Origin of the sequence: uncultured Paraglaciecola sp., assembly GCF_937123705.1 — a bacterium.
Classification (GTDB): Bacteria; Pseudomonadota; Gammaproteobacteria; order Enterobacterales; family Alteromonadaceae; genus Paraglaciecola.
This window is the reverse complement of the sequence record NZ_CAKZKO010000147.1, coordinates 1-18,986: the sequence shown is the minus strand read 5'-3', so window position 1 is coordinate 18,986 and position 18,986 is coordinate 1. Positions and strand designations below refer to the sequence as shown.

The window sequence follows — 18,986 nt, the reverse complement described above, 5'->3', positions numbered from 1 at the left end:
GCGTATTGATGAAGCACTTAGCCAGCAAAAGTTATTTCAATAAAGCCTATGCTCACTGAAGCACAAGAACAAAAAGCCGTAGCACAGTACCTAGACTACACAGGGTTACTATGGTGCCACGTACCAAATGGCGGTAAGAGGAACAAGATCATAGCTGCGAACCTGAAACGAGAAGGGGTCAAGGCAGGTGTACCAGACGTACTTATATTTGAACCAGTCCATAAATTTGTAGGCACAGCAATTGAGCTAAAGATTCAAAAAGGGGGCAAGCTGTCCGAACCTCAAAAGGAATGGATACAAGCGCTACAAGATCGTAACTGGTGTACACGAGTCTGCAACGGGGCCGATTATGCAATACAGGTTATAAAGGAGTTGTACGGGATATGAGAGGTTTGATAAAATGAATAAACAGGAGCAATCATGAGTAGAATTGAAATGCAAAAACCAAACGGCCAACGAGTAAGCGTACCAGAAGCGAACGCGCACGTATTTGAGGACATGGGGTACACGGTATACCAAGAGCCAGAAGCGCCAAAGGCATATAACGAGATAATCTCAGAGCCAGAACAAACGAGCAACCAATCAGAGATAATGTACGCCATTCACAGCCTATCACCAGATGACTTTAGCAAATCCACAGGTAAGCCAAACGTGAAAGCTATTGAAGAGGTGTTAGGCTACGACATCAAAGCTAAAGAACGTGATGCAGCTTGGGCAGAGTACAGTGCACAGTGAAACGAAACCAATCAAGGGTTAGTATGAATCTACCTCTAGCCCTTACCATAGCACTAGCACTATTCAGCTACGAAAAAAACACGGGTATGAACAAGCAGTGTGTATATAACCACCTTGGCAGTGAGTACGTTTTGATTATGCCATTGTTGACTATTTGCCCATTGACTATTGAGGTGGATTGATGGCTAAGAGTAACGCTGGTAGACCCACGGTTATGACCGATGAAGTCGTAGCAAAATTGGAAGAAGGGTTTGAGCTAGGCTTCAATAAGACAGAAGCTTGCTTACACGCTGGTATAGCTAGGTCAGTGCTGTACGACTACATTGACGCGACCAAAGGATATTCAGACAGAATCGATGTATTGCGTACTAGGCCGTCAATGAAAGCAAAACGGGTCATATCAGGTGCAATGGATCAAGGTGATGCGCAGACCGCTAGATGGTTGCTGGAAAAGACCAACAAGGATTACAACCCTAAGACACAGCTAGACCATACCACCAGCGATGGGAGCATGAAGCCTACTACTATCGAGATTGTTGGAGTGAAGAGTGAGTAACCCCACCCACAGCGTAACGCACCGGAGTATGTACGATATGAAATCCAAAGTAGACGCAAAGCTAAACGAACTAGCAAACTCTGCATGGCGTGAATTCGTAGACCAACACCCACCAGTGCGCAATGAGTCGAACTTGGCTTATGAGAACCGTTTAAAGGTTGGCTTTCGCAAAGCACTAGCTAAACGTGGAGTAACAGTCACCAATTGACCAAGGCCCAGATACAGCTGCCACCTAAGCTCGTACCAGCATATACGCAGCACTATGACTACATCGGCAAGCATGGTGGTCGTGGCGGTGCAAAGAGTTACACTGCACATCTAATGGCAGCGGTGGAAGGGTATGCACGCCCTATACGGATGCTATTTTGCCGAGAGTTCCAAAACAGCCTAAAAGAGTCATCATTTGCGCAGCTAGTTGAATGCATAGAATCAATCCCATGGCTTGCTGATTCGTACACCATTGGTAGAGACTATATCCGCGGCAAAAATGGGACTGAGTGCATATTCTCTGGACTCGCACGCAACACAGGCAGTACAAAGGGGTTGACTGATATTGATTACGTAGTGGTTGAGGAAGCAGAAGACCTATCACAAGACAGTATCGACATACTTGACAAAACGATCCGCAAAGATGGAAGCACCATCGTATTTGTCTGGAATCCTGAACTCCGCAACAGCCCGATAGACAAGTTCATGCGGCAACACCCTCCAGAACGATCTATTGTGATTGAGATTAACCACGCAGATAACCCGTTTAAATCCGAACTGATGGAGCGTAAGCGTCTACGTGATAAAAAGGCCGATCCCGTGAACTATCCGTGGATTTGGGAAGGCAAGTACAGAGAGTCAAGCGAAACTAACCCATTTTTGTCATACACCATTGAGGCTAAAGAGTTCAGGAACGGCGACGTATACGATCCATCATTGATGCACAGGGTTATATCCATTGACCCTAGCGCGTGTGTTGGAGCTGATGAATTTGTCATGTGTGAGCAAGGCAGGGACTACGGTGGAGACACGCACTTAATTGATATGTACTCTACGAATGATGCAGACCTACCGACAAGGTTGGCAAAGGTGGAGGAGTTTATTCGCAGACGCAGGCCAGATTTCTTAGTGATAGAGCGCAACACTGACAGCATACCCTTCATAGAAACATTGGATTTCTACCTAAAAGCCAACGATATATACATAAAAATAACTGATCCCACAGCCGCCAGCCGTGGCAAAAAGGAAACATATATCACAAATTGGTTGCAGCCTTTGTTCAACAGTAACAGCTATTATTGCAAGTTGTCAGACAAATTAGATATAATACATACAGAGATGTATAGCTTTTCAGTTGATAGGACTGATAATAAAGATGACAAGCTGGACAGTATGACAAGTGGAGTTCGGTATTTGATAACACCAGACAGGCCAGAGAAAGAGTACAAGGTTAGCAATATGAATCTACCAAGCGCAGTACAGACTAAGTTAGAACGAGCATTGAGCGGTAAGCGTCAGAGCACCGGCAAGAGTTTCCTATAATGCCACTTTATGAGTACGGCTGTAGTACATGCGGAACAACTGAGACTAAGCGTAGTAGTATTGCGGATCGTAAAAGCTCTATTGTATGTAACGATTGTGGTGGTACTATGCCGCAACGGCTAGGCGGTGTTAGCGTTGTGTGCTATAACGGGCCTCACATATTGAGTACGCGGCCATTCGCGCCATTCCAAACTAAGCGCGCCATGACTGAACACATGAAACGTAACAACCTAACGGCATTGCAATGATTGATAACGGACAGCGCACAGATATAAATACTGTAGACTTCAAAGAATTACCACGAGTCCAACAGTGTAAAAAGATACGCGATGACTTTAAGAGCCGTTATGAGAATTGGGTACAGCTAGCCAAGCAATCGAATACGTACCTAAGAGGTACGCACTTCCACGGTGCTTTAGCTAATGATAATCGAGTAGACCCTGATGACTACCTGCCAGAAGATCGACACGCTAGAGGGTCAAACGAAAAAATATACCCGTCTATCGGCTACAGCTTAGACTTGATAGACCAAATGACTCAGTACATACAGCAAGATCAAGGCGACATCATTGTGAGTGCAGAAGGCCAGTACGCATTCCCTACAATTGATCCAAGGTTGGCGCAACTGGTTGACGTTGACAGTCAAATATCACAAAATGAGCTTATAGCCAAGATGCTGACAGCGCGTATTGATCTATTCTCGGAGCGGTCAGGTGTGGCGCGTAAACTGGACGAAGTAGCGCATGAGGCCGCGGCTAACAGAACAGCGTTCGTTGTAGTTGACTGGATTGACGATGAAACAAATGAGGAACCGGTTGATACTAAGCTTATACGCGCTGGCAGTTATTGGTTTGATCCAACAGCGTCTTGTATAGATGAATCCCAGTACATAGGCTATATCTGTGGAATGGACAAAGACAGCGCAGGGCGTAAGTATGGCAAAGAAATAACAAATACTCAAAAGACGCGCATTGATCTAAATCATTGTTACACTAGAGATTACACGGTAAAAGAACTACCAAAGGGTGTGGCGCAGGCAGAAGGTGTCGAAAGCGTAGTATATAAATATCCGTCTGCGTGGCGTTATACCGTATACCACGGCTCACAGATATTGTACGACGGGCCAATGACAACACCAACAGGACGCCCGCCTATTTGTATATTCACTTGGCGATCTTTGCCACGGTCAATGATTGGCGTGTCTGTTTTAGATTCTACCAAGACTATCAACAACAACGTTGACAGGATTGTACAGTACATTATGGAGACGGCCTATAGGTCACTAGGCAAAACGTCGGTAGACAAGGCACAGGTAGATGATCTAAACGTGCTAGACGAGAACTACGCGAATCCGTTCTTGTTCTTTGACTCAACCAAAGCGAAATCTAGCACTAGGCCATTTGAATATATCCAAGGTGGGCAAATACCAGATAGTCTCTATGCTATATTGGACAAACTAATGGCGCTTGGCAAGCAAATGTGTGGTGCTGACGGTATCGACGCACAAGATTTGAGTAAGTTCACAAGCGGCGATGCAATAGAGGGACTTGTCCAGAACGATAGAGAGGGCATCGCGTCAAGGGTTAAAGATGAATTTTATCTCTTCTTGCAAGATTATTTTGAGTTAGTCATACGCTTTATCATGCAGAATGAAGTAGAAGAGGTAAGTTTAACAATTGAAACGCCGGCGGGCGAAGCGGAGCTAACTACAAGCATGGACTTGTACCAGTTTGATGATGATGATTTTGAGCGTTATTTTGATGTGTCGGTTTATAACCCAAAGAACATGCCAAGCAACCCCGTGAAACGCAACGCATTTTTGTTGTCATTGGTTGATAACCTTGGGGCAAGAGACATAGACAGCGCGAAGCTATTTCTTGATATTGCCGACTTGCCGTACAAGTCATCGTTCAAAGACTATATAGACGCCAAAGAACAAGAAGCATTACTAGCGCAACAGGCCCAAGCTGCACAAGACACAGACGCAGCAGAGGCTCTAGCGCAATCAAAACTAAAAGAGAAAGAGACTAGAGAGAAAATGGCCAGCGACACCGCAAAAAGTGTAGCTGATGGCATTGAGGCTCTAGCCAAAGATATAAGCGCAACCGAACCGGATCGTGCAGCACAATTGTTACTTACAATACCGCAGGAAGTTAATAATGCGTACAACACGGTCATAAACGGAGGCCAATGGACACAACAGATACCACAAATACCACAGAATTAGCAGAATCAGGCTACACAGTAGCAGTTGATAATGCTTTAGATAACTTGATTGCGGAGCCTGATGCAGAAGCCCCCGAAACCGAACCAGCAGAAGAAGAGACAGCCGAATCAATAGAGACTGCTCAAACTGAACCTGAAGAGGTGAACGATCCAACGGATGTAGAAGAATCGCAAGCGATAACGCTAGATGAAAGCGAACTTGACACTGAGATATTACTAGGTGACGAAGCGGTAACCATACGTGCAATGAGAGATGCATATGAGAATCGCAACGCGCCAGAAGTATTGCACTCGGAGCGGCAAGAACTTGAATCAATGCGTGCGCAAATCGAGCAGGATAGACAAGAGTTTGACTATGTGCAATTGGAGTCAAAGCCACATGAGTTTTTTGAGGCTACAGTTAACAAAATGATCGACGCTGGCACACTGCCAAAGGAAGCGCATGGAGTAATTGCGAATGCATTCCATCAGTTGATCGAAGCTAAACTGTATGATTCAAATGCAGCCGTGGCAAAGGCACAAGCCATAGAAGAGCGTAACGCTATCCAAAAGCAGCAGCAAGACCTAGAGCGCAAAAGCCGCGAACTACAGACAGATAGAGAAATTGCACAAATAGAGCGAGATTACGGCAACGCTTCACCGGAAGTATTGCAAAAGCTTGTTAATTTCATTTCTGACACGTACAACCGAACCGGCGAATTGTTGTCTCTACCAGATGCCGCTGCAAAGAACAAGGTGCTATTCAATAAACCTGCACCATCGAAGCGGAGCCTTGCAAATCGTTTGCGAAGTTCTACACCACAAACACCAGCGCCAAGAGTCGTATCATCGGCCGAAGCGCTAGATGATTTATACAATAGTAAATAGGAAATATTATGAGTGTTACATTAGACGCATTAGCGAATTACGTTACAGCAAAACAAGCAGACCCAGAATTTATTGCAACGGGTGACATAGAAAGCGCGGCCCTATATAAATTCATGGATAAAAAGAAAATCAAAGGCGGAGCACTACAGAATTTCACAGTAAAAAATGATAGTCAAGCTACAAACTTTGAGTGGATACTGCCAGATGATACGAGTGATGTTGTCGGCGGTGGTGCTACAAACGAGTACACCGCGCTTGATCCAGTCGCACAGCCACAATTTACATGGTCATTTGGCACGACTAACTTGCGTTACAGCAATGTACAGTATCAGCAAGCCAAAACAGGCGGCAAGTCTCAATTAGCTGATTACCTTGATTCTCGATTGGAGTACACCAATAGCGAGATGGTCACAAAACTAGGCGCAGGGATTATCACTGGAACTGGTGGTGGTCTACAGACTGCAATCGTTTCTACGGCAGGCACGCAGCCAGTCCCTTATCCTTCAAGCTCTAACGCTGCACAGCCTTACGGATTGATCTATCAAGATAGATACTACAGTGGAACCGCAAACGCTAATACAGCCGGTACTACGTCAGTGTCCAACTCGAATACGCATTTTGGCAAGTCACGCCATTTGTACAAGGCTCTTGTGTCGAACGTATTTGATGCTAGCGCGGCGGGCTATGGTACTACCTTTGCAGATGCAGGTGTCACACTGACTAACGGCTCCACAGAGATTAGTTCAATTACATCTACTGATATGGATGCATACATCGGCTGGGAAGTCTGGGTTGACCTCAACGCAGGATCAAACTATAAGCGTCTTGGGCGTACTGTTATTGCTGATGCCGCTACAGGTGCAGCTACTACTATCCAAATGTCAAGTGTATACGAAGGTGCAACCGACACAAGCGTAAACTTGGAATTGCGCGCACCATACAGCACAGCGGTACATGGAACCTCTGGTATTGTCAACCCTCAGAAGCTAAACAAAGCCTACTTTGCAGCATCTAACGGCCAAGACAAACCAGATATGGGTCTATGTGATAACGATATGTTTGCCGCGATCTATAATGACTTGTTTAGTATTCAACGCTGGACTCTTGTCCGAGATGGCGACATGGAAACTAAAGGTTATGACAACTTTAAATTCCATAGAGCAACAATGTGCATGGATTTGAACGCACCAAGTGGTGAGATTCATTTCGTAAATACCAAGTACACCAAGATGTATTGTTTAGAAGGTATGACTGATTACAAAATCCAAGGTAAGGACTTGATCCACTTGCCAAGCCAGACAGGTTTTGAGCAGTTTGGTGCAGCTAAAGTGTTCCCGTTCCAATTGGCATCACAGTCTCCACGTTCAAACGCACGAATCATTAACCTGCAATATTAGGCTAAATGATAATAAGTTAATTCTTATATGGGGGGTTCCGGCCCCCCTTTTTTAAAGGTTCAAAATGCTTGTACAAGACATCATAAATAGTGTAAACGCTAGACTTCGACAGCGTGGAGAATCTAAATCATTTTCTAACAGCGCAATCATTGACTACGCTAACGAAATATCATTGGAAATCTCCGATGCATTAGAGTTTACGCGCACAGTTAGAACGTTCACACCTAACAGTGACAATAGGGTGTACCTACCAGCCGATGCTGGACGCATTGAATACGTAGGACGTAACGGTGTAGAGATATACCCAATGACACCAAAGGAAGCGGCTTTATTGTCTGCTGATTTATCTACAAGCCTTGGTGGGTGGTATGGATACCTATTCACAAACGGTTACCTACAACTAGGTAGCCAAGAACCCATCACGATACATTACATAGCGTACTTGCCTAAATTTGAGAGCGCGAACCAGGATATAAACATTAGAGAGGAATACCGCATGCCATTTATCAATGGTATTGCTTACTTATGCTTTTTAGAGCTAGGCCAGAACGACAAAGCAGCGGCCTATAAAGCAGAATATAAAAACGAACTAAACGACAGGCGCGAAACGATACGAGGCAATGCATTTAAAGGCCGTAAGTATCCAAGTATACCGGCTGTTGAATTATGAAAATAGATTTCACGCCAATAACACGGGGTTTGGATAGAAGCGTAGCAGATACCGCGCAAAGTGCAGGCGGGTTGCGTGACGTTCTGAACCTCTTACCAGATGCAGTTGGTAGACTTGACGGAATATTTAGAGCGCCATCTACAGTAGCAGAATCGGACGGCACGCCTACACGATGGCGTCAATGGGATGACTCTACGGTAATTTGTAAAAAGAATCCATCAGGTGCAGTTCAGATCGGGTCGAATACCGGCCCTAGTGAAACGGCTACCGCAACACCATACCGTACAGTATGTATGACAACAGGCTCGCAAGCTTACGTAATGTCCACTAAAACAGACCCATTTACAGACCGAGTATTTTTATACAAAGATAGTGGTACAGGGTGGGGAGATTGTACATTGTCAGGTAGCGGAACGATCACGGTCACATTCAACGGAACACAACGATACCCAGTCAATGCGGACGGTACTGCACCACAATATATAGTGTTCGATGCAGATACAGCCGAAGGCAGCAGTACCTCAAAAATACGAGCGTGCATAAACCCGACCTACAGCAGCGGGGCCACGTCTAATTTATTGACAGTGCAATATGTTGGCACGACAGTAGCCAATGTAACACGAGCGTATATTGTCTATGGTGATGATGGCACAGATACGTTCGCGCCTGATTGCTTCGGGACTTGGCGCAATAGAATATGTGCAGGGATTGATAATGAAGTTTATTTTGGCGGGTTTATAGGTCAAGCAACCCCATTCGTTGCACCAGATCAGAATGACTGGGGGTACTGGTACGAACTAAACGCCGTCACAGTCGGGCATTCTGGACAAGGCAAGATTGTGCGTATTGAGCAGCTTGGCGATGATCTAATAGTATTTCTTGAAAATGCCACGTACAGGCTATACGGGCAACCACCTATCAATGGCGGCACAGGATCGAATCAAGTTACTGTAGATGAAATAAACCCAACACTCGGCATAAATGATTATGATGCAGTTGGACGCGCACCAGATGGGAACGTTCTATTTATTGCGGCCAATGATGGTCAAGGGTACGCTTTCAACGGTGTATATAACCTTATAAGTGAACCTGTGAGATTGCACCCACGCTTTGAGAATATTATAACAGTACAGTGCAGCGAAAAATACGCAATATTTACGGGGCCAACAATCGACCCTTCAAAAGTCCCATATGAATTAGCTCCAAACGAAGGCGGTTTATTGCACCAGAACACGCCCGCTTTTGTGTTTAATACTGACAGGTCTACATGGTCAATGCTGGATCAATGGGCTACTACGGGCAACCTCACGCTCACACCAGTTAGCGACCCTCACAATACCGGCATATTTGGCGCATTCAAAATAAACGACCTGTACGAAATATGTTTGTCAGAGCCGGATGGGTTGCATATTGTAAATGATCGTAGCATTTCAAACCCTCAACTGGAGTACACTCTAGCGTGCGGGCTAGCGACGCATCAAATACCAGTCACGCCGACATTTAGAGCAGACAGCCTAAGCGTACTAACTGAGACTCCATACGTTACACGGTTGAGCGGAGTTCTACCAGCAGAGAATCCAAGCGGTACGGCTCCATTCCAGCAAGTGCGTGATGTTGCGGTCAATACATTTGGGCCAACTAACCGGTTTGGACTGCATAGCAGCCAGCCGGAACCTCATAACTTTGCTAGCTGCGCTGTTGGGTATTGGGGCGAAAAACTACTGAATGGAATGAGCTATTATGCAGCATCGGACGCGATTGCAATCGATGCGACGCCAACGGTAGAGCTATTCGAGAATACTAACGGTCAACATGTAAACCGGATCGATGTATTGTTATCGGATTTCGATAATTGTAGAGTGACTATTTACGAAAATAACGCAGGAGTATTGGGTGATGTTGTTTTTTATACTGAGTGTACTACTCCGCAAAATGGAGCGGTAAATACTGGCACTAAATATTGGCGCACATTCGGCATAAATGTGCCTGTACCGGCTTCATATTGGGTCGGTCTAACTGGCACTTGTACCGCATATCACTATCCAAATAACGGCGAAATAGTCAAAAGCGGTAGCGTTATCCATTCTGGAGAATCATTGGCGCTTAGAGTCGTAGAAGAAGCTGGGGGCTGTTATTCTGCTAAGTCGATTATAAAAATCAGTGCAATTGGCGAAGGCCTACCTTATGACTACTAACGCCCCTAAGCCACTATTTATAGATGATCTAACCGAAACAAACAACAGCTTTGCAGTTAGTGGCGGTTACAGTGGATACTACGCTAGAGTGCAGATTAGGACAGAGCACACAGGTAGCAAAACTCTAACAGTAACCAACCCAGCTACGAGCGTAACGCTGGACACTGTGACAGACGGAACCACAGCATCATTGTTCTACATAATCCAGAACCTAACAGAAGACCAATACAACGTGATCACAATAGACAGCGGCACGTTCACGGGCCGCGCCTTAGTTGAATATTTCAGGCTGACTAGTGAACGTTAGTAGTACAAATCCAGACCCTTTGACGGTATTTGTCTACCACATTGATAATAACAACAATAATTTGTATACTATACACGTAGATAGTAATACAAGTACAACCTAGAGAGGATCGTACATGGCAAACATCGGCAGAATTATAGCGGGCATAGGCACCCTTGGCGCTAGCGAGCTAGTCGCTAAACCATTGTCGGACGCAGCAGACGCTTCTGAATCTGCACTATCTAACATAAAAGGCCGCAAGGTAACAGACCTGAACTTAGGTACCGGCGCTGGAACAGACCGAATAGCTGGCGCTGGTTCTAAAATATCAGGTATCCCACAAGCCCAAGTGACTGACGCGGGGAGTTTTGCGAGTGCAAACGACGCGGCTGGCTATATACAGGGTCTACAGTCCAAGCTTGGCATAAGCGGGCCTCAATCAGCATTAGACGCAACCAGAACAGCCGCAGAGCGTAAATTAGACACAGAAACTTACCAGCAATCGCTACAGGACGCGCAGCAGTTAGCGAGCCAAGGCCAAAGCACTGGTGCACGCAGTCAAGCTTTAGGCGTTTTACGAGGTCAAGCGCTTGCCGGTAATAAGGCCAATTTGGAAGCCAATTTGCAGCAGGGCGAAGCCGACGCGACACAAAACTATAACAATATGCTCCTGAATCTTGCGCAAAGGCAAGGCGGGGCAATGAGTTCTTATGACCTAAACAGAGCGAGCCAAGCGAATCAGGCAGCACAATCGAACGCAGCACTGCAAGCGCAAAGAGAGCAAGCTCAAGCCGGTTTAGAGTTTGATGTAGGCGGTGCTTTGAACGCAGAAGAGTACAAACGTGCGATGGCTGGTTATCAGAACCGCTTAGACCAGTTGCAGCAAGAAAATACTGCTGATGTGTTGGCTTTGAACGCAGCTAGTGACAAAGCAGCCAATATAACTGGTCTTATCGGAGCTGGAATTGGCGCGGCTGGCGGCATCGCTTCCGCAGGGCTAAAAGGCCCCGCTGCGCTTCCTAAGCTCGCAACCAAAACGACAGCGGCTAAATAATGGCTAGTTTAGTTGACACAGGATTGACAAACGCAGTTAGACAGGCGACACAGGGCAAACGAGACGCATTGCGCCTGATGATTGATCGTATAGGCTCCACTGTTGGTGATGTTGGGGGCAATCTTGTCAACAGGGGTCAAGAACACAAAGCCAAACGCGCACAAATGCAAGCGTATAGCGACTCCCTGGCAGACCAAAAAACGAACCTAGAGAGAGAGCGCCAGCGTCTAATTGACCTCAATAGTCAGTACACGCAATCCGATAATGGAGTAATAAGCGACGAACCACTACCTCGAAGCTCTAGCACGATTGACCGTGAAACCCAAGCTCGCAGCATTGATAAGCGTATAGGCGAAATTGACACAGCACAAGAACGCATGCCTATTGGTAACATGAACTATCGTAACTTTAGGCGTACGCACGCACCAGCATTACCACAGCGTCAAGACTACGATTCAAGTCTTGATGTTAGAGAATTCGAGCGTGGGCAAGATGCAGAACGCGAGCAATCAAGATATGATGCAGAGCAGGCACAACTATCTGCACAAGCAGAGCAATCAAGGCTAGACCGAGCAGCAAAAGAGTCAGAGAGCAAACGCAGATACGACCAGACATTCGCGCAGCGAGAGCGTGCGATCCAAGCTAGACCACCGCAAGAGACAACGCAGCAGAAAAAGGCAGCGGCACTAGACGCAAAACGCGAAGAAGGTTACAGGGCCAACGCAGAAGGTGCAATAGAGTTCAAAAGACAAGTCGCACAGCTACAACCATTGATAGACAAATATGGTGACGAACTATTCGGCCCGTTAGAGGGTGGCGGAGGAATATATGAGGGTGCTGCGAAATTGTTTGGTACTGACGTAGCGAGAGCGCGTGACGAATACGACGCTATTTTATCGGCATTAGAGTTAGGCGTTGCCAAGATGAAACTAAAAGGTTCTGGCGTTATTACTGAGGGCGAACGAGCTATTGCACGTCAAACTGTGCCAGCGAGATCAATATCCGATAAAGAAGCTGCCAACGCGATAATTAAGCAACTCAATGAGGAAGCCGACCAAAGCATTGCAAACGCTGATCGATTGGGTATTGATTATGTCGGCAAACCAGAACCCATGCAGAACCAAGTCCGTAAAAAAGGCCGCTTTAGCGAAAAAGATGAGGCTGACTAGTGGCTAATGTTGGTGAAATAAAGAAGTTCAAAGATGGAACTTATAACCGTGTTACAGAAGTATTTGATGATGGCACGTATAACGCTGAACCAATACCAGACCAAGACACAGGGGCTGCATCGTTTTTAGAGCGATTAGAGGCGGGTATTGCAGAAGATACGCCAGCGTCAAACTTGGCCGCGTGGCAAGATATACGAGGCGTGTCAAATGTAAGGCAGGCTGATGACGGCTCAATATTTGTCAATGAAGATGGAACATGGCAACCAGTAGAAGGTAGCGGATACGGCCTAACTGAGATGGCAGGGGATGTCGCAGATTATAGCGGTGGTCTAATAAATGACGCTGGCTCTATTGGTGGTGCTTTATACGGTGCTGGCGGTGGGCCTATCGGAATGGTAGCAGGCGAAGCGGCTGGACGCTCTCTAGCCAACGCAGGCCGTGCAGCATTAGCTGACTATCTAGGTGTATCAGGCGGCGAAAGTGACGTACTAACGCAAACTGGTAACGAGTTTGTGCAAGGTGCAGTAGAAGGTGCTATTGGCGAAGCGGGGGGGCGTACATTAGGCAAGATTGGCGAAGTGGCGAAGCCTTACATTGAGCCAGTATTGGACAAAGTTGGCGAAGGTGTACGTTTTGGTGCTTCTGCGCTCGGATCACTAGCGACAGCCAAAAACCCTAAACTTACCGCTAACTTGCTAGAAGAGGGCGGAGAAGAGTTATTGCAACGTGTCAACGCAGGAAACCAAGGTTTTTTTGAAACAGTTGAAAAAACTAAGAATGTAGCCAGTGATATGTATGACCGTGCATCTACTCGATATGACGAATTGATCGGCGGATTAGACAAGGCGCAGCCCGCGATGAAGGGCGGCTTGCAAGATGCCATGCTTGATATTCATAGGAAGTCAAAAATATTTGATGACGCTGGCGAAATCAGAACTCTAGCTCTAGTTGATAACAGCGCAGACTTAAACGAGCTTGTCGATATTTGGCCTGCTAGAGTTAATGCAGTCGAAACCGTACAAGATGCACAAGACTTAAAGAGTCTACTTGGTCAACGACTAGAAAAAAGCTTTGACAACCCACTTAGCAGCACGCTTGAAAAACATTTACGCAGGTTATATAAAGAAGCTGATAATGTTGTACGTGACGCTGCAGAGCAGCAAGATATGTTGCCACAATGGGAGGCCGCGAAAAAAGCATACGGCGAACGCATAGACGCTGCCAAAAAGCTAAATAAACTGTTCCCAGCTAAAGACCCTAAAAGAATAGATAGATCAATACACAGTATAGAGAATCGCGCAAATAGAACGCTGTTAAACGACCTGGACAAAATGGTTGAATTAGAGCCAGACCTAGCCCCGTGGTTACACGATGTTAAATTAGCCTCTCGTGCGTCCAATTTGGATAACCAGATCGGAGTTATGCAAGCTGACAGAATGGCTTCTGATATTATCGGGAATATGTCTGTGCCAAATGCCATAGGCGCGGCGGTTCTTAGCAGGCCTGCATTTGTAAACCCTGCAATGGTTAAAGTCGGTCAAGTTAGCCGCAGAATAGGCGACACTGGCAGCAGCGTTGTCGGATCAATCGCAGACCGTACACCATCGGCACAACAGGCAATCAAACAAGCTACACGCATAGGTGTAGACGATATTGACCCTATCGAGCGTAAACCTATAGGCACGCCACAGCTTACACTTGGCGAGATCGAACCTAGAATAATGGAATTTGCCAAGACGCGGTACGGAGCAAACTATAAGCGCGGTATTGAAAGCGGTTTAGAGCCAGAACAGGCCGCGCAAAATGTGGTATACAAATTATTGAATAACGGTAACGCTGATAAGGTCTCCAAGGGTTTAGGCGTACCCAAGCAAGAGCTAACCAGACTACTAGGAATTGAACCATGACAATAGCAATGACAGTAGTTACAACAACCGCTCAAATACTTGACGCAAATGGTGCAAACGGTTTTGGGACGGTAACAGTTGCACCTACACAGGCGTCTACATATTTTGACGGTGTATCGACCATATCAGTGACAAACAACGCTATTATCGAAAATGTTATTGATGGTAGACTAGAAAATCCTTTGGTGCTATCACCTACAAGTAATGCGACCAATTCGCCGGAAGTAAACTACATAGTTGACATTAGGGTCAATGGAACGTATGAGCGTATATTGTGGTCTTTGCCTGCACCAGCAAGCACGACGGAATTTAGTAACGTAGCGAGAGTATCTAGCACAGAAAGTGTAAGCGATGAAATTAACGCTATTTTGCAAGCTGCAAATCCCTTGCCACAGTATGTACTTCGCTCTGATACCGCTACGGCTCCTGTAGCTTCGGCGGCATCTGACGGTAAGGGATATATACCAAGATGCGACACTGCAAACGGCAAAATACCGACGTCATTCATAACTGGTACGGGCGGTATAACGGCGTCGGACATTCCTGTAGTGGACACTGGCGGGTATTTTACGACTGATAACGTGGAAGCGGCTTTGCAGCAACTAGGAGCAGACGCAGCAACACTACCAAGCGGTACAAGAATGATTTTCCAGCAATGGACAGCCCCGACTGGGTGGACACGGGAAACAGGTAGCGCATATCATAGCGCCTTTGGAGCTATAGCATCAGCTTCGTTTACTGTGGGCGCTGGTGACACTGGCGGTACTTCTGACGTTCGCAGTTCACACACTCATACAATTAACCATGGTCATAGTGGTTCTACCGTAGATGTGCCGTCATTGGGCGTAACAGGTACAGCTACAAGTATCGACGAGGGCGGTGGCACATCATACAATGTAGTTATTGCAGGATCGACTGGTGCGAGTGTTGACACTGGCGACACTGTTGCTGAGAATAACGTATCATTGGATATTGCTACACACAGCGGTAGCAGCGGATCATATTCACCAAAATGGTTCAGTCAAATAATTGCGGTGAAAAACTAATGAAGTGCCACCATACAGCGTTTAAAAAAGATTGCTGCAAGCACGATTGCGTCAAGTGGTTGCATGTGCAAGGCTATAACCCACAAACAGGCACTCCGGTAGACGAGTTCAAGTGTGCAGACGCTTGGGTGCCTTTATTGCTCATTGACATATCAAGGCAGACAAGCAGCGTGGGCGCGGCGGTAGAATCAGAGCGCAATATCATAGACAAAAATATGCAGGCCGCTATATCATTGGCCGCGAACCAAGCAAAACAACTACACCATACACAGGTAGAATCATGATAGATAGAGGCCAATCAAGAGGCATAAAACAAACAATTACACAGGTCGGAACGGATACAAGTAGCGGCGCTATAAACGTTGCTGGTTGGGATTGGTGCGATACATTACTGGAACTAACAACCGGAACCGGCGACTGTGTGTTTAAATTCCAAGTATCCTATGAGAACGGCGGTCAAAAGTATGATCTAGAGGTGGGCGGCGCTGTGGCTATCACGGAAACGGCAACGGGACACTATGCATACAGGCTAGAATTAGGCGCAGCATCAGAGCTTTATATGACGGCTACTGCCATCGGCACTTATGATATTGATGGGGCGTTCTACCCGTTCAACCGTGGCGGGTCTAGCTAATGGCCCTAAGCATCGGGCCAACTGGCGACGCTAGGCTTTTTAACCTACTGAACAACACTGACATGCTCGCTGTATCTCAAGGATTAGTTGAGGGTGCGACGCACGATATCAAATACTTTCGCAATGAGTCGATAGATAACACAGGCTATAAACTTTTAGCATCTGACGGAGTGGATTCATACCCGTTTTTTGAGCTTGCGAGTGGTGTTAGTTTGGATATTGCCAGTGATGACGCCAATGACGCAACAGGAGGAACAGGCGCTAGAACAGCTACAGTATACGGACTGAACGCGGCTATAGAGTTACAACAAGCCACAGTGGACTTAAACGGCACTACTAAAGTAGCATTGCCTGGAACATGGGCCGCTGTATACCGTGTACGCGCTGGTGATATAGGTACATACGATGATTCAATCGTAGGCGATACGAATATAGGTCAACTTGATGTGACGATTAATGTCACAGATACTTTTGTATGCTCTGTGCCGGCAAGCGAAGGCTCTACTTTCACGAGCATTAGAGCAGTGCCATCTGGTCATACCATGTATGTAAACAACTTCAACTTTAGCGCTGGACAAAACGATAATATCAGTGTAAAAGTAAGAGCTAAAGACCGCATGGATATTGTTACCGCCCCATTTGGAGCTACTAGAACTATATACACATTTGATGGAAGAAACGCGAACATACTAGCAAATACAAACGGTTGGATCAGGTTACCGGAAAAGACCATGTTATTTTGTACTGCGATCAATAATAGCAACGGCAACGCTAAAGTGTCTGGAAGTTATGAAACATTACTCATTAATAACGCAGTATATAACATACCGTAATGCCATACGGACTCAAAAAATATAGCATACAAAGTTTAGGTATTCCTGTTCACAGTATACCAACGTATAGCATTACTGACCCGTCTACCGGTGGAAACAGTAACGGAACTCCAGACTTGACAGATCCTAACTTGTTACACGCTTGGAACTTCGACGAAGGGGCCGGACTAAGCGTAGATGATGGCAAAGGTTCCATGGACGGCACTATAACTGGTGCAGTTTGGAACGGTGCTGGTGCGTTTGGGTATGCTGGCGATAATTCATTGGATTTTGATGGCTCCGATGCTGTGTACTTCCCACCAAGCAACCCTTCATTTTCTGAGATGGTAGGTGTATCATCTGATTTTACAGTTTACATGTGGTTCAACACTGACACTGGGAGTACGCGGCAATACATGTGTGGTGATTTTGATGTGAGCACGGCGCACCTTAGCTGCACCCTTGAGCTATCATCTGGCAACGGGATCGTATACGATATATACGCAGCCAATGGCGGCAGGATACGCACCACTTACGCGGCTGGAGTATCTACAAGCACTTGGTACTTTGTTGCACTCACATTCAATAATACAACTAAACAAGCTATCTTGTACCTAAATGGTGTACAGGTCAGCACTACAACCAACGCGGGCATGAATGACCTACGCAACAATGCAGGTCAACAATGGAACGTTGGCGACGCAGGAGTGTGGGCTGGATTCAAATTCAGGGGTTTACTCGACAGCCCCTATGTATATGATGATATTCGCACACCCGCTGAAATTCTAACCGACTACAACAATTGGCAGGCAGCATGAGTAAGAGTAAAAGTACGACGAAAATGTGGATCGCCAGTTTTTCTATTGACCCGTTACCGTCTCTAGACTTACCTATACACTTCAAGATTGAGCGAAATGGCAAAGAGGTTTATTCAGGGTGCGCGGTTCTTGATAACAATATGTACATGATTGAAGTCACTGAGCCAATGTACGAAGGTGATCTCATAACGGTTACATATTTACTAAAAGAGTACGAGTTCAAATTCGGCACATTCCATAGCGATGATTCACCTAACGTGTTAGGCAAGTAGATGCGTAAAAAGTTTGAACTTTCACTCATTCAGTTTATTGGATCACTCCTTATAGCTGGTGCAATTCCAGCAGCGGGCGCTTTCATTAGCCTATCTATGACTCAAACCGCGCAAGCCGTAAAGATTGAAGCTATTGCTAAAAAACTGGAATACAACACAGAAAGATATGACGCCAGCTTTGAAAAAATATACGATCTATTGATCGAAATCAAACAGGATATTGCAAGGCTACAGCGTTGAACCTACTTGATAAAATCCCTGTATCTTGGATCAACAACCAGACTGTATTCGCTTATGTATTAGGCGTACTCACATTTGGCTCCGCGCTTGGCATTGCTGCACAGATAGACCCTAGCGGTATGGCCCAAAAGCTTCAAGCATCAATGTGTAGTGACGCACTCGTGCAAGTGATTGAGCATAACAGCAAACAAGTTATGGCATGTATAGCTGATAAGAACTTGTGCCATGGTAAACTAGAGATACTACAAGGGGAGTGATATGCACGATCTTGAATATATTGAGCCAGAATGGTCTAAATTACACGTACTAGGATAATATGAAACTATCAAAAAACTTCGCGCTATCCGAGATATTTGGATCAAGCCCCGCAAACGTTCAACAATCACAGACCGCTTCGAGGCTATGTATAACGATTTTACAGCCTTTGCGCGATTGGTTAGGTCACCCCATGGTAATATCGAGCGGGTACCGATCGCCAGAACATAACAAAAAGATTGGTAGTCCTACCAGTGAGCATACTTGGCAGGGTAGCGCAGGCGCGGTTGATGTATCAATCTTTGACCATACCGAGC

25 protein-coding genes are annotated in these 18,986 nt (G+C 46.0%); all 25 read left to right on the top strand.

What is annotated here, in order from left to right; genetic code table 11:
* The first annotated feature begins 48 nt into the window (after positions 1–48).
* Positions 49–387 (top strand): VRR-NUC domain-containing protein, encoded by a 339-nt coding sequence (locus Q0688_RS20255; RefSeq protein WP_299081654.1) that lies wholly within the window; start codon positions 49–51, stop codon positions 385–387.
* A 33-nt stretch (positions 388–420) separates the two neighbouring features.
* Entirely contained in the window at positions 421–735 is a 315-nt protein-coding gene (locus Q0688_RS20250; protein ID WP_299081651.1) for a hypothetical protein, read from the top strand.
* 23 nt (positions 736–758) lie between these two features.
* Positions 759–917 carry a hypothetical protein gene (locus Q0688_RS20245; protein ID WP_299081648.1) on the top strand — a complete coding sequence of 53 codons (159 nt, stop codon included), beginning with the start codon at positions 759–761 and terminating at the stop codon, positions 915–917.
* A complete protein-coding gene (locus Q0688_RS20240) occupies positions 917–1,291 on the top strand; it encodes a hypothetical protein (RefSeq protein WP_299081645.1) in 375 nt (124 codons plus the stop codon). Before Q0688_RS20245 ends, Q0688_RS20240 begins: the two co-directional genes overlap by 1 nt.
* A complete protein-coding gene (locus Q0688_RS20235; RefSeq protein WP_299081642.1) occupies positions 1,284–1,499 on the top strand; it encodes a hypothetical protein in 216 nt (71 codons plus the stop codon). Before Q0688_RS20240 ends, Q0688_RS20235 begins: the two co-directional genes overlap by 8 nt.
* The gene (locus tag Q0688_RS20230; protein ID WP_299081639.1) at positions 1,496–2,821 is read left to right on the top strand and encodes a phage terminase large subunit; all 1,326 of its coding nucleotides are present in this window, start codon (positions 1,496–1,498) and stop codon (positions 2,819–2,821) included. Before Q0688_RS20235 ends, Q0688_RS20230 begins: the two co-directional genes overlap by 4 nt.
* Positions 2,821–3,069, top strand: a complete 249-nt coding sequence (locus Q0688_RS20225; protein ID WP_299081636.1) for an FmdB family zinc ribbon protein — start codon at positions 2,821–2,823, stop codon at positions 3,067–3,069. Before Q0688_RS20230 ends, Q0688_RS20225 begins: the two co-directional genes overlap by 1 nt.
* Complete coding sequence (locus Q0688_RS20220; RefSeq protein ID WP_299081633.1) at positions 3,066–5,048, top strand: hypothetical protein; 1,983 nt, start codon at positions 3,066–3,068, stop codon at positions 5,046–5,048. The genes Q0688_RS20225 and Q0688_RS20220 overlap by 4 nt, the downstream gene beginning before the upstream one ends.
* A complete protein-coding gene (locus Q0688_RS20215; RefSeq protein ID WP_299081631.1) occupies positions 5,012–5,914 on the top strand; it encodes a hypothetical protein in 903 nt (300 codons plus the stop codon). The genes Q0688_RS20220 and Q0688_RS20215 overlap by 37 nt, the downstream gene beginning before the upstream one ends.
* A gap of 8 nt (positions 5,915–5,922) precedes the next feature.
* Positions 5,923–7,311: a hypothetical protein gene (locus Q0688_RS20210; RefSeq protein ID WP_299081628.1), complete on the top strand. Its 1,389-nt coding sequence runs from the start codon at positions 5,923–5,925 to the stop codon at positions 7,309–7,311.
* Positions 7,312–7,375: 64 nt separating this feature from the next.
* Complete coding sequence (locus Q0688_RS20205) at positions 7,376–7,981, top strand: hypothetical protein (protein WP_299081625.1); 606 nt, start codon at positions 7,376–7,378, stop codon at positions 7,979–7,981.
* A complete protein-coding gene (locus tag Q0688_RS20200) occupies positions 7,978–10,176 on the top strand; it encodes a hypothetical protein (RefSeq protein ID WP_299081622.1) in 2,199 nt (732 codons plus the stop codon). Before Q0688_RS20205 ends, Q0688_RS20200 begins: the two co-directional genes overlap by 4 nt.
* Positions 10,166–10,483 (top strand): hypothetical protein, encoded by a 318-nt coding sequence (locus Q0688_RS20195; protein ID WP_299081619.1) that lies wholly within the window; start codon positions 10,166–10,168, stop codon positions 10,481–10,483. Before Q0688_RS20200 ends, Q0688_RS20195 begins: the two co-directional genes overlap by 11 nt.
* Before the next feature lie 115 nt (positions 10,484–10,598).
* The gene (locus Q0688_RS20190; RefSeq protein WP_299081617.1) at positions 10,599–11,516 is read left to right on the top strand and encodes a hypothetical protein; all 918 of its coding nucleotides are present in this window, start codon (positions 10,599–10,601) and stop codon (positions 11,514–11,516) included.
* Positions 11,516–12,685 carry a hypothetical protein gene (locus Q0688_RS20185; RefSeq protein WP_299081614.1) on the top strand — a complete coding sequence of 390 codons (1,170 nt, stop codon included), beginning with the start codon at positions 11,516–11,518 and terminating at the stop codon, positions 12,683–12,685. The genes Q0688_RS20190 and Q0688_RS20185 overlap by 1 nt, the downstream gene beginning before the upstream one ends.
* Positions 12,685–14,592 carry a hypothetical protein gene (locus tag Q0688_RS20180; protein ID WP_299081611.1) on the top strand — a complete coding sequence of 636 codons (1,908 nt, stop codon included), beginning with the start codon at positions 12,685–12,687 and terminating at the stop codon, positions 14,590–14,592. The genes Q0688_RS20185 and Q0688_RS20180 overlap by 1 nt, the downstream gene beginning before the upstream one ends.
* Positions 14,589–15,638, top strand: coding sequence for a hypothetical protein (locus Q0688_RS20175; RefSeq protein ID WP_299081608.1), 1,050 nt, complete (start codon positions 14,589–14,591; stop codon positions 15,636–15,638). Before Q0688_RS20180 ends, Q0688_RS20175 begins: the two co-directional genes overlap by 4 nt.
* Positions 15,638–15,922, top strand: coding sequence for a hypothetical protein (locus Q0688_RS20170; protein ID WP_299081605.1), 285 nt, complete (start codon positions 15,638–15,640; stop codon positions 15,920–15,922). Before Q0688_RS20175 ends, Q0688_RS20170 begins: the two co-directional genes overlap by 1 nt.
* The gene (locus tag Q0688_RS20165; protein WP_299081602.1) at positions 15,919–16,272 is read left to right on the top strand and encodes a hypothetical protein; all 354 of its coding nucleotides are present in this window, start codon (positions 15,919–15,921) and stop codon (positions 16,270–16,272) included. Before Q0688_RS20170 ends, Q0688_RS20165 begins: the two co-directional genes overlap by 4 nt.
* Positions 16,272–17,105 carry a hypothetical protein gene (locus tag Q0688_RS20160; protein ID WP_299081599.1) on the top strand — a complete coding sequence of 278 codons (834 nt, stop codon included), beginning with the start codon at positions 16,272–16,274 and terminating at the stop codon, positions 17,103–17,105. Before Q0688_RS20165 ends, Q0688_RS20160 begins: the two co-directional genes overlap by 1 nt.
* A complete protein-coding gene (locus Q0688_RS20155) occupies positions 17,105–17,902 on the top strand; it encodes a LamG domain-containing protein (protein WP_299081596.1) in 798 nt (265 codons plus the stop codon). The genes Q0688_RS20160 and Q0688_RS20155 overlap by 1 nt, the downstream gene beginning before the upstream one ends.
* A complete protein-coding gene (locus tag Q0688_RS20150) occupies positions 17,899–18,174 on the top strand; it encodes a hypothetical protein (protein ID WP_299081593.1) in 276 nt (91 codons plus the stop codon). The genes Q0688_RS20155 and Q0688_RS20150 overlap by 4 nt, the downstream gene beginning before the upstream one ends.
* Positions 18,175–18,414: a hypothetical protein gene (locus tag Q0688_RS20145; protein WP_299081590.1), complete on the top strand. Its 240-nt coding sequence runs from the start codon at positions 18,175–18,177 to the stop codon at positions 18,412–18,414. It abuts the gene before it with no gap.
* Complete coding sequence (locus Q0688_RS20140; protein WP_299081587.1) at positions 18,411–18,671, top strand: hypothetical protein; 261 nt, start codon at positions 18,411–18,413, stop codon at positions 18,669–18,671. The genes Q0688_RS20145 and Q0688_RS20140 overlap by 4 nt, the downstream gene beginning before the upstream one ends.
* Before the next feature lie 59 nt (positions 18,672–18,730).
* Positions 18,731–18,986 (top strand): D-Ala-D-Ala carboxypeptidase family metallohydrolase (locus tag Q0688_RS20135; RefSeq protein WP_299081584.1); only part of this gene is annotated, 256 nt, incomplete at its 3' end.

Excerpts from the sequence above, each read along its gene's own strand:
- Q0688_RS20255 (WP_299081654.1), top strand. The coding sequence starts at position 49 with ATGCTCACTGAAGCACAAGAACAAAAAGCCGTAGCACAGTACCTAGAC.
- Q0688_RS20250 (WP_299081651.1), top strand. The coding sequence starts at position 421 with ATGAGTAGAATTGAAATGCAAAAACCAAACGGCCAACGAGTAAGCGTA.
- Q0688_RS20245 (WP_299081648.1), top strand. The coding sequence starts at position 759 with ATGAATCTACCTCTAGCCCTTACCATAGCACTAGCACTATTCAGCTAC.
- Q0688_RS20240 (WP_299081645.1), top strand. The coding sequence starts at position 917 with ATGGCTAAGAGTAACGCTGGTAGACCCACGGTTATGACCGATGAAGTC.
- Q0688_RS20225 (WP_299081636.1), top strand. The coding sequence starts at position 2,821 with ATGCCACTTTATGAGTACGGCTGTAGTACATGCGGAACAACTGAGACT.
- Q0688_RS20220 (WP_299081633.1), top strand. The coding sequence starts at position 3,066 with ATGATTGATAACGGACAGCGCACAGATATAAATACTGTAGACTTCAAA.
- Q0688_RS20215 (WP_299081631.1), top strand. The coding sequence starts at position 5,012 with ATGGACACAACAGATACCACAAATACCACAGAATTAGCAGAATCAGGC.
- Q0688_RS20210 (WP_299081628.1), top strand. The coding sequence starts at position 5,923 with ATGAGTGTTACATTAGACGCATTAGCGAATTACGTTACAGCAAAACAA.
- Q0688_RS20205 (WP_299081625.1), top strand. The coding sequence starts at position 7,376 with ATGCTTGTACAAGACATCATAAATAGTGTAAACGCTAGACTTCGACAG.
- Q0688_RS20200 (WP_299081622.1), top strand. The coding sequence starts at position 7,978 with ATGAAAATAGATTTCACGCCAATAACACGGGGTTTGGATAGAAGCGTA.
- Q0688_RS20195 (WP_299081619.1), top strand. The coding sequence starts at position 10,166 with ATGACTACTAACGCCCCTAAGCCACTATTTATAGATGATCTAACCGAA.
- Q0688_RS20190 (WP_299081617.1), top strand. The coding sequence starts at position 10,599 with ATGGCAAACATCGGCAGAATTATAGCGGGCATAGGCACCCTTGGCGCT.
- Q0688_RS20185 (WP_299081614.1), top strand. The coding sequence starts at position 11,516 with ATGGCTAGTTTAGTTGACACAGGATTGACAAACGCAGTTAGACAGGCG.
- Q0688_RS20175 (WP_299081608.1), top strand. The coding sequence starts at position 14,589 with ATGACAATAGCAATGACAGTAGTTACAACAACCGCTCAAATACTTGAC.
- Q0688_RS20170 (WP_299081605.1), top strand. The coding sequence starts at position 15,638 with ATGAAGTGCCACCATACAGCGTTTAAAAAAGATTGCTGCAAGCACGAT.
- Q0688_RS20165 (WP_299081602.1), top strand. The coding sequence starts at position 15,919 with ATGATAGATAGAGGCCAATCAAGAGGCATAAAACAAACAATTACACAG.
- Q0688_RS20160 (WP_299081599.1), top strand. The coding sequence starts at position 16,272 with ATGGCCCTAAGCATCGGGCCAACTGGCGACGCTAGGCTTTTTAACCTA.
- Q0688_RS20155 (WP_299081596.1), top strand. The coding sequence starts at position 17,105 with ATGCCATACGGACTCAAAAAATATAGCATACAAAGTTTAGGTATTCCT.
- Q0688_RS20150 (WP_299081593.1), top strand. The coding sequence starts at position 17,899 with ATGAGTAAGAGTAAAAGTACGACGAAAATGTGGATCGCCAGTTTTTCT.
- Q0688_RS20145 (WP_299081590.1), top strand. The coding sequence starts at position 18,175 with ATGCGTAAAAAGTTTGAACTTTCACTCATTCAGTTTATTGGATCACTC.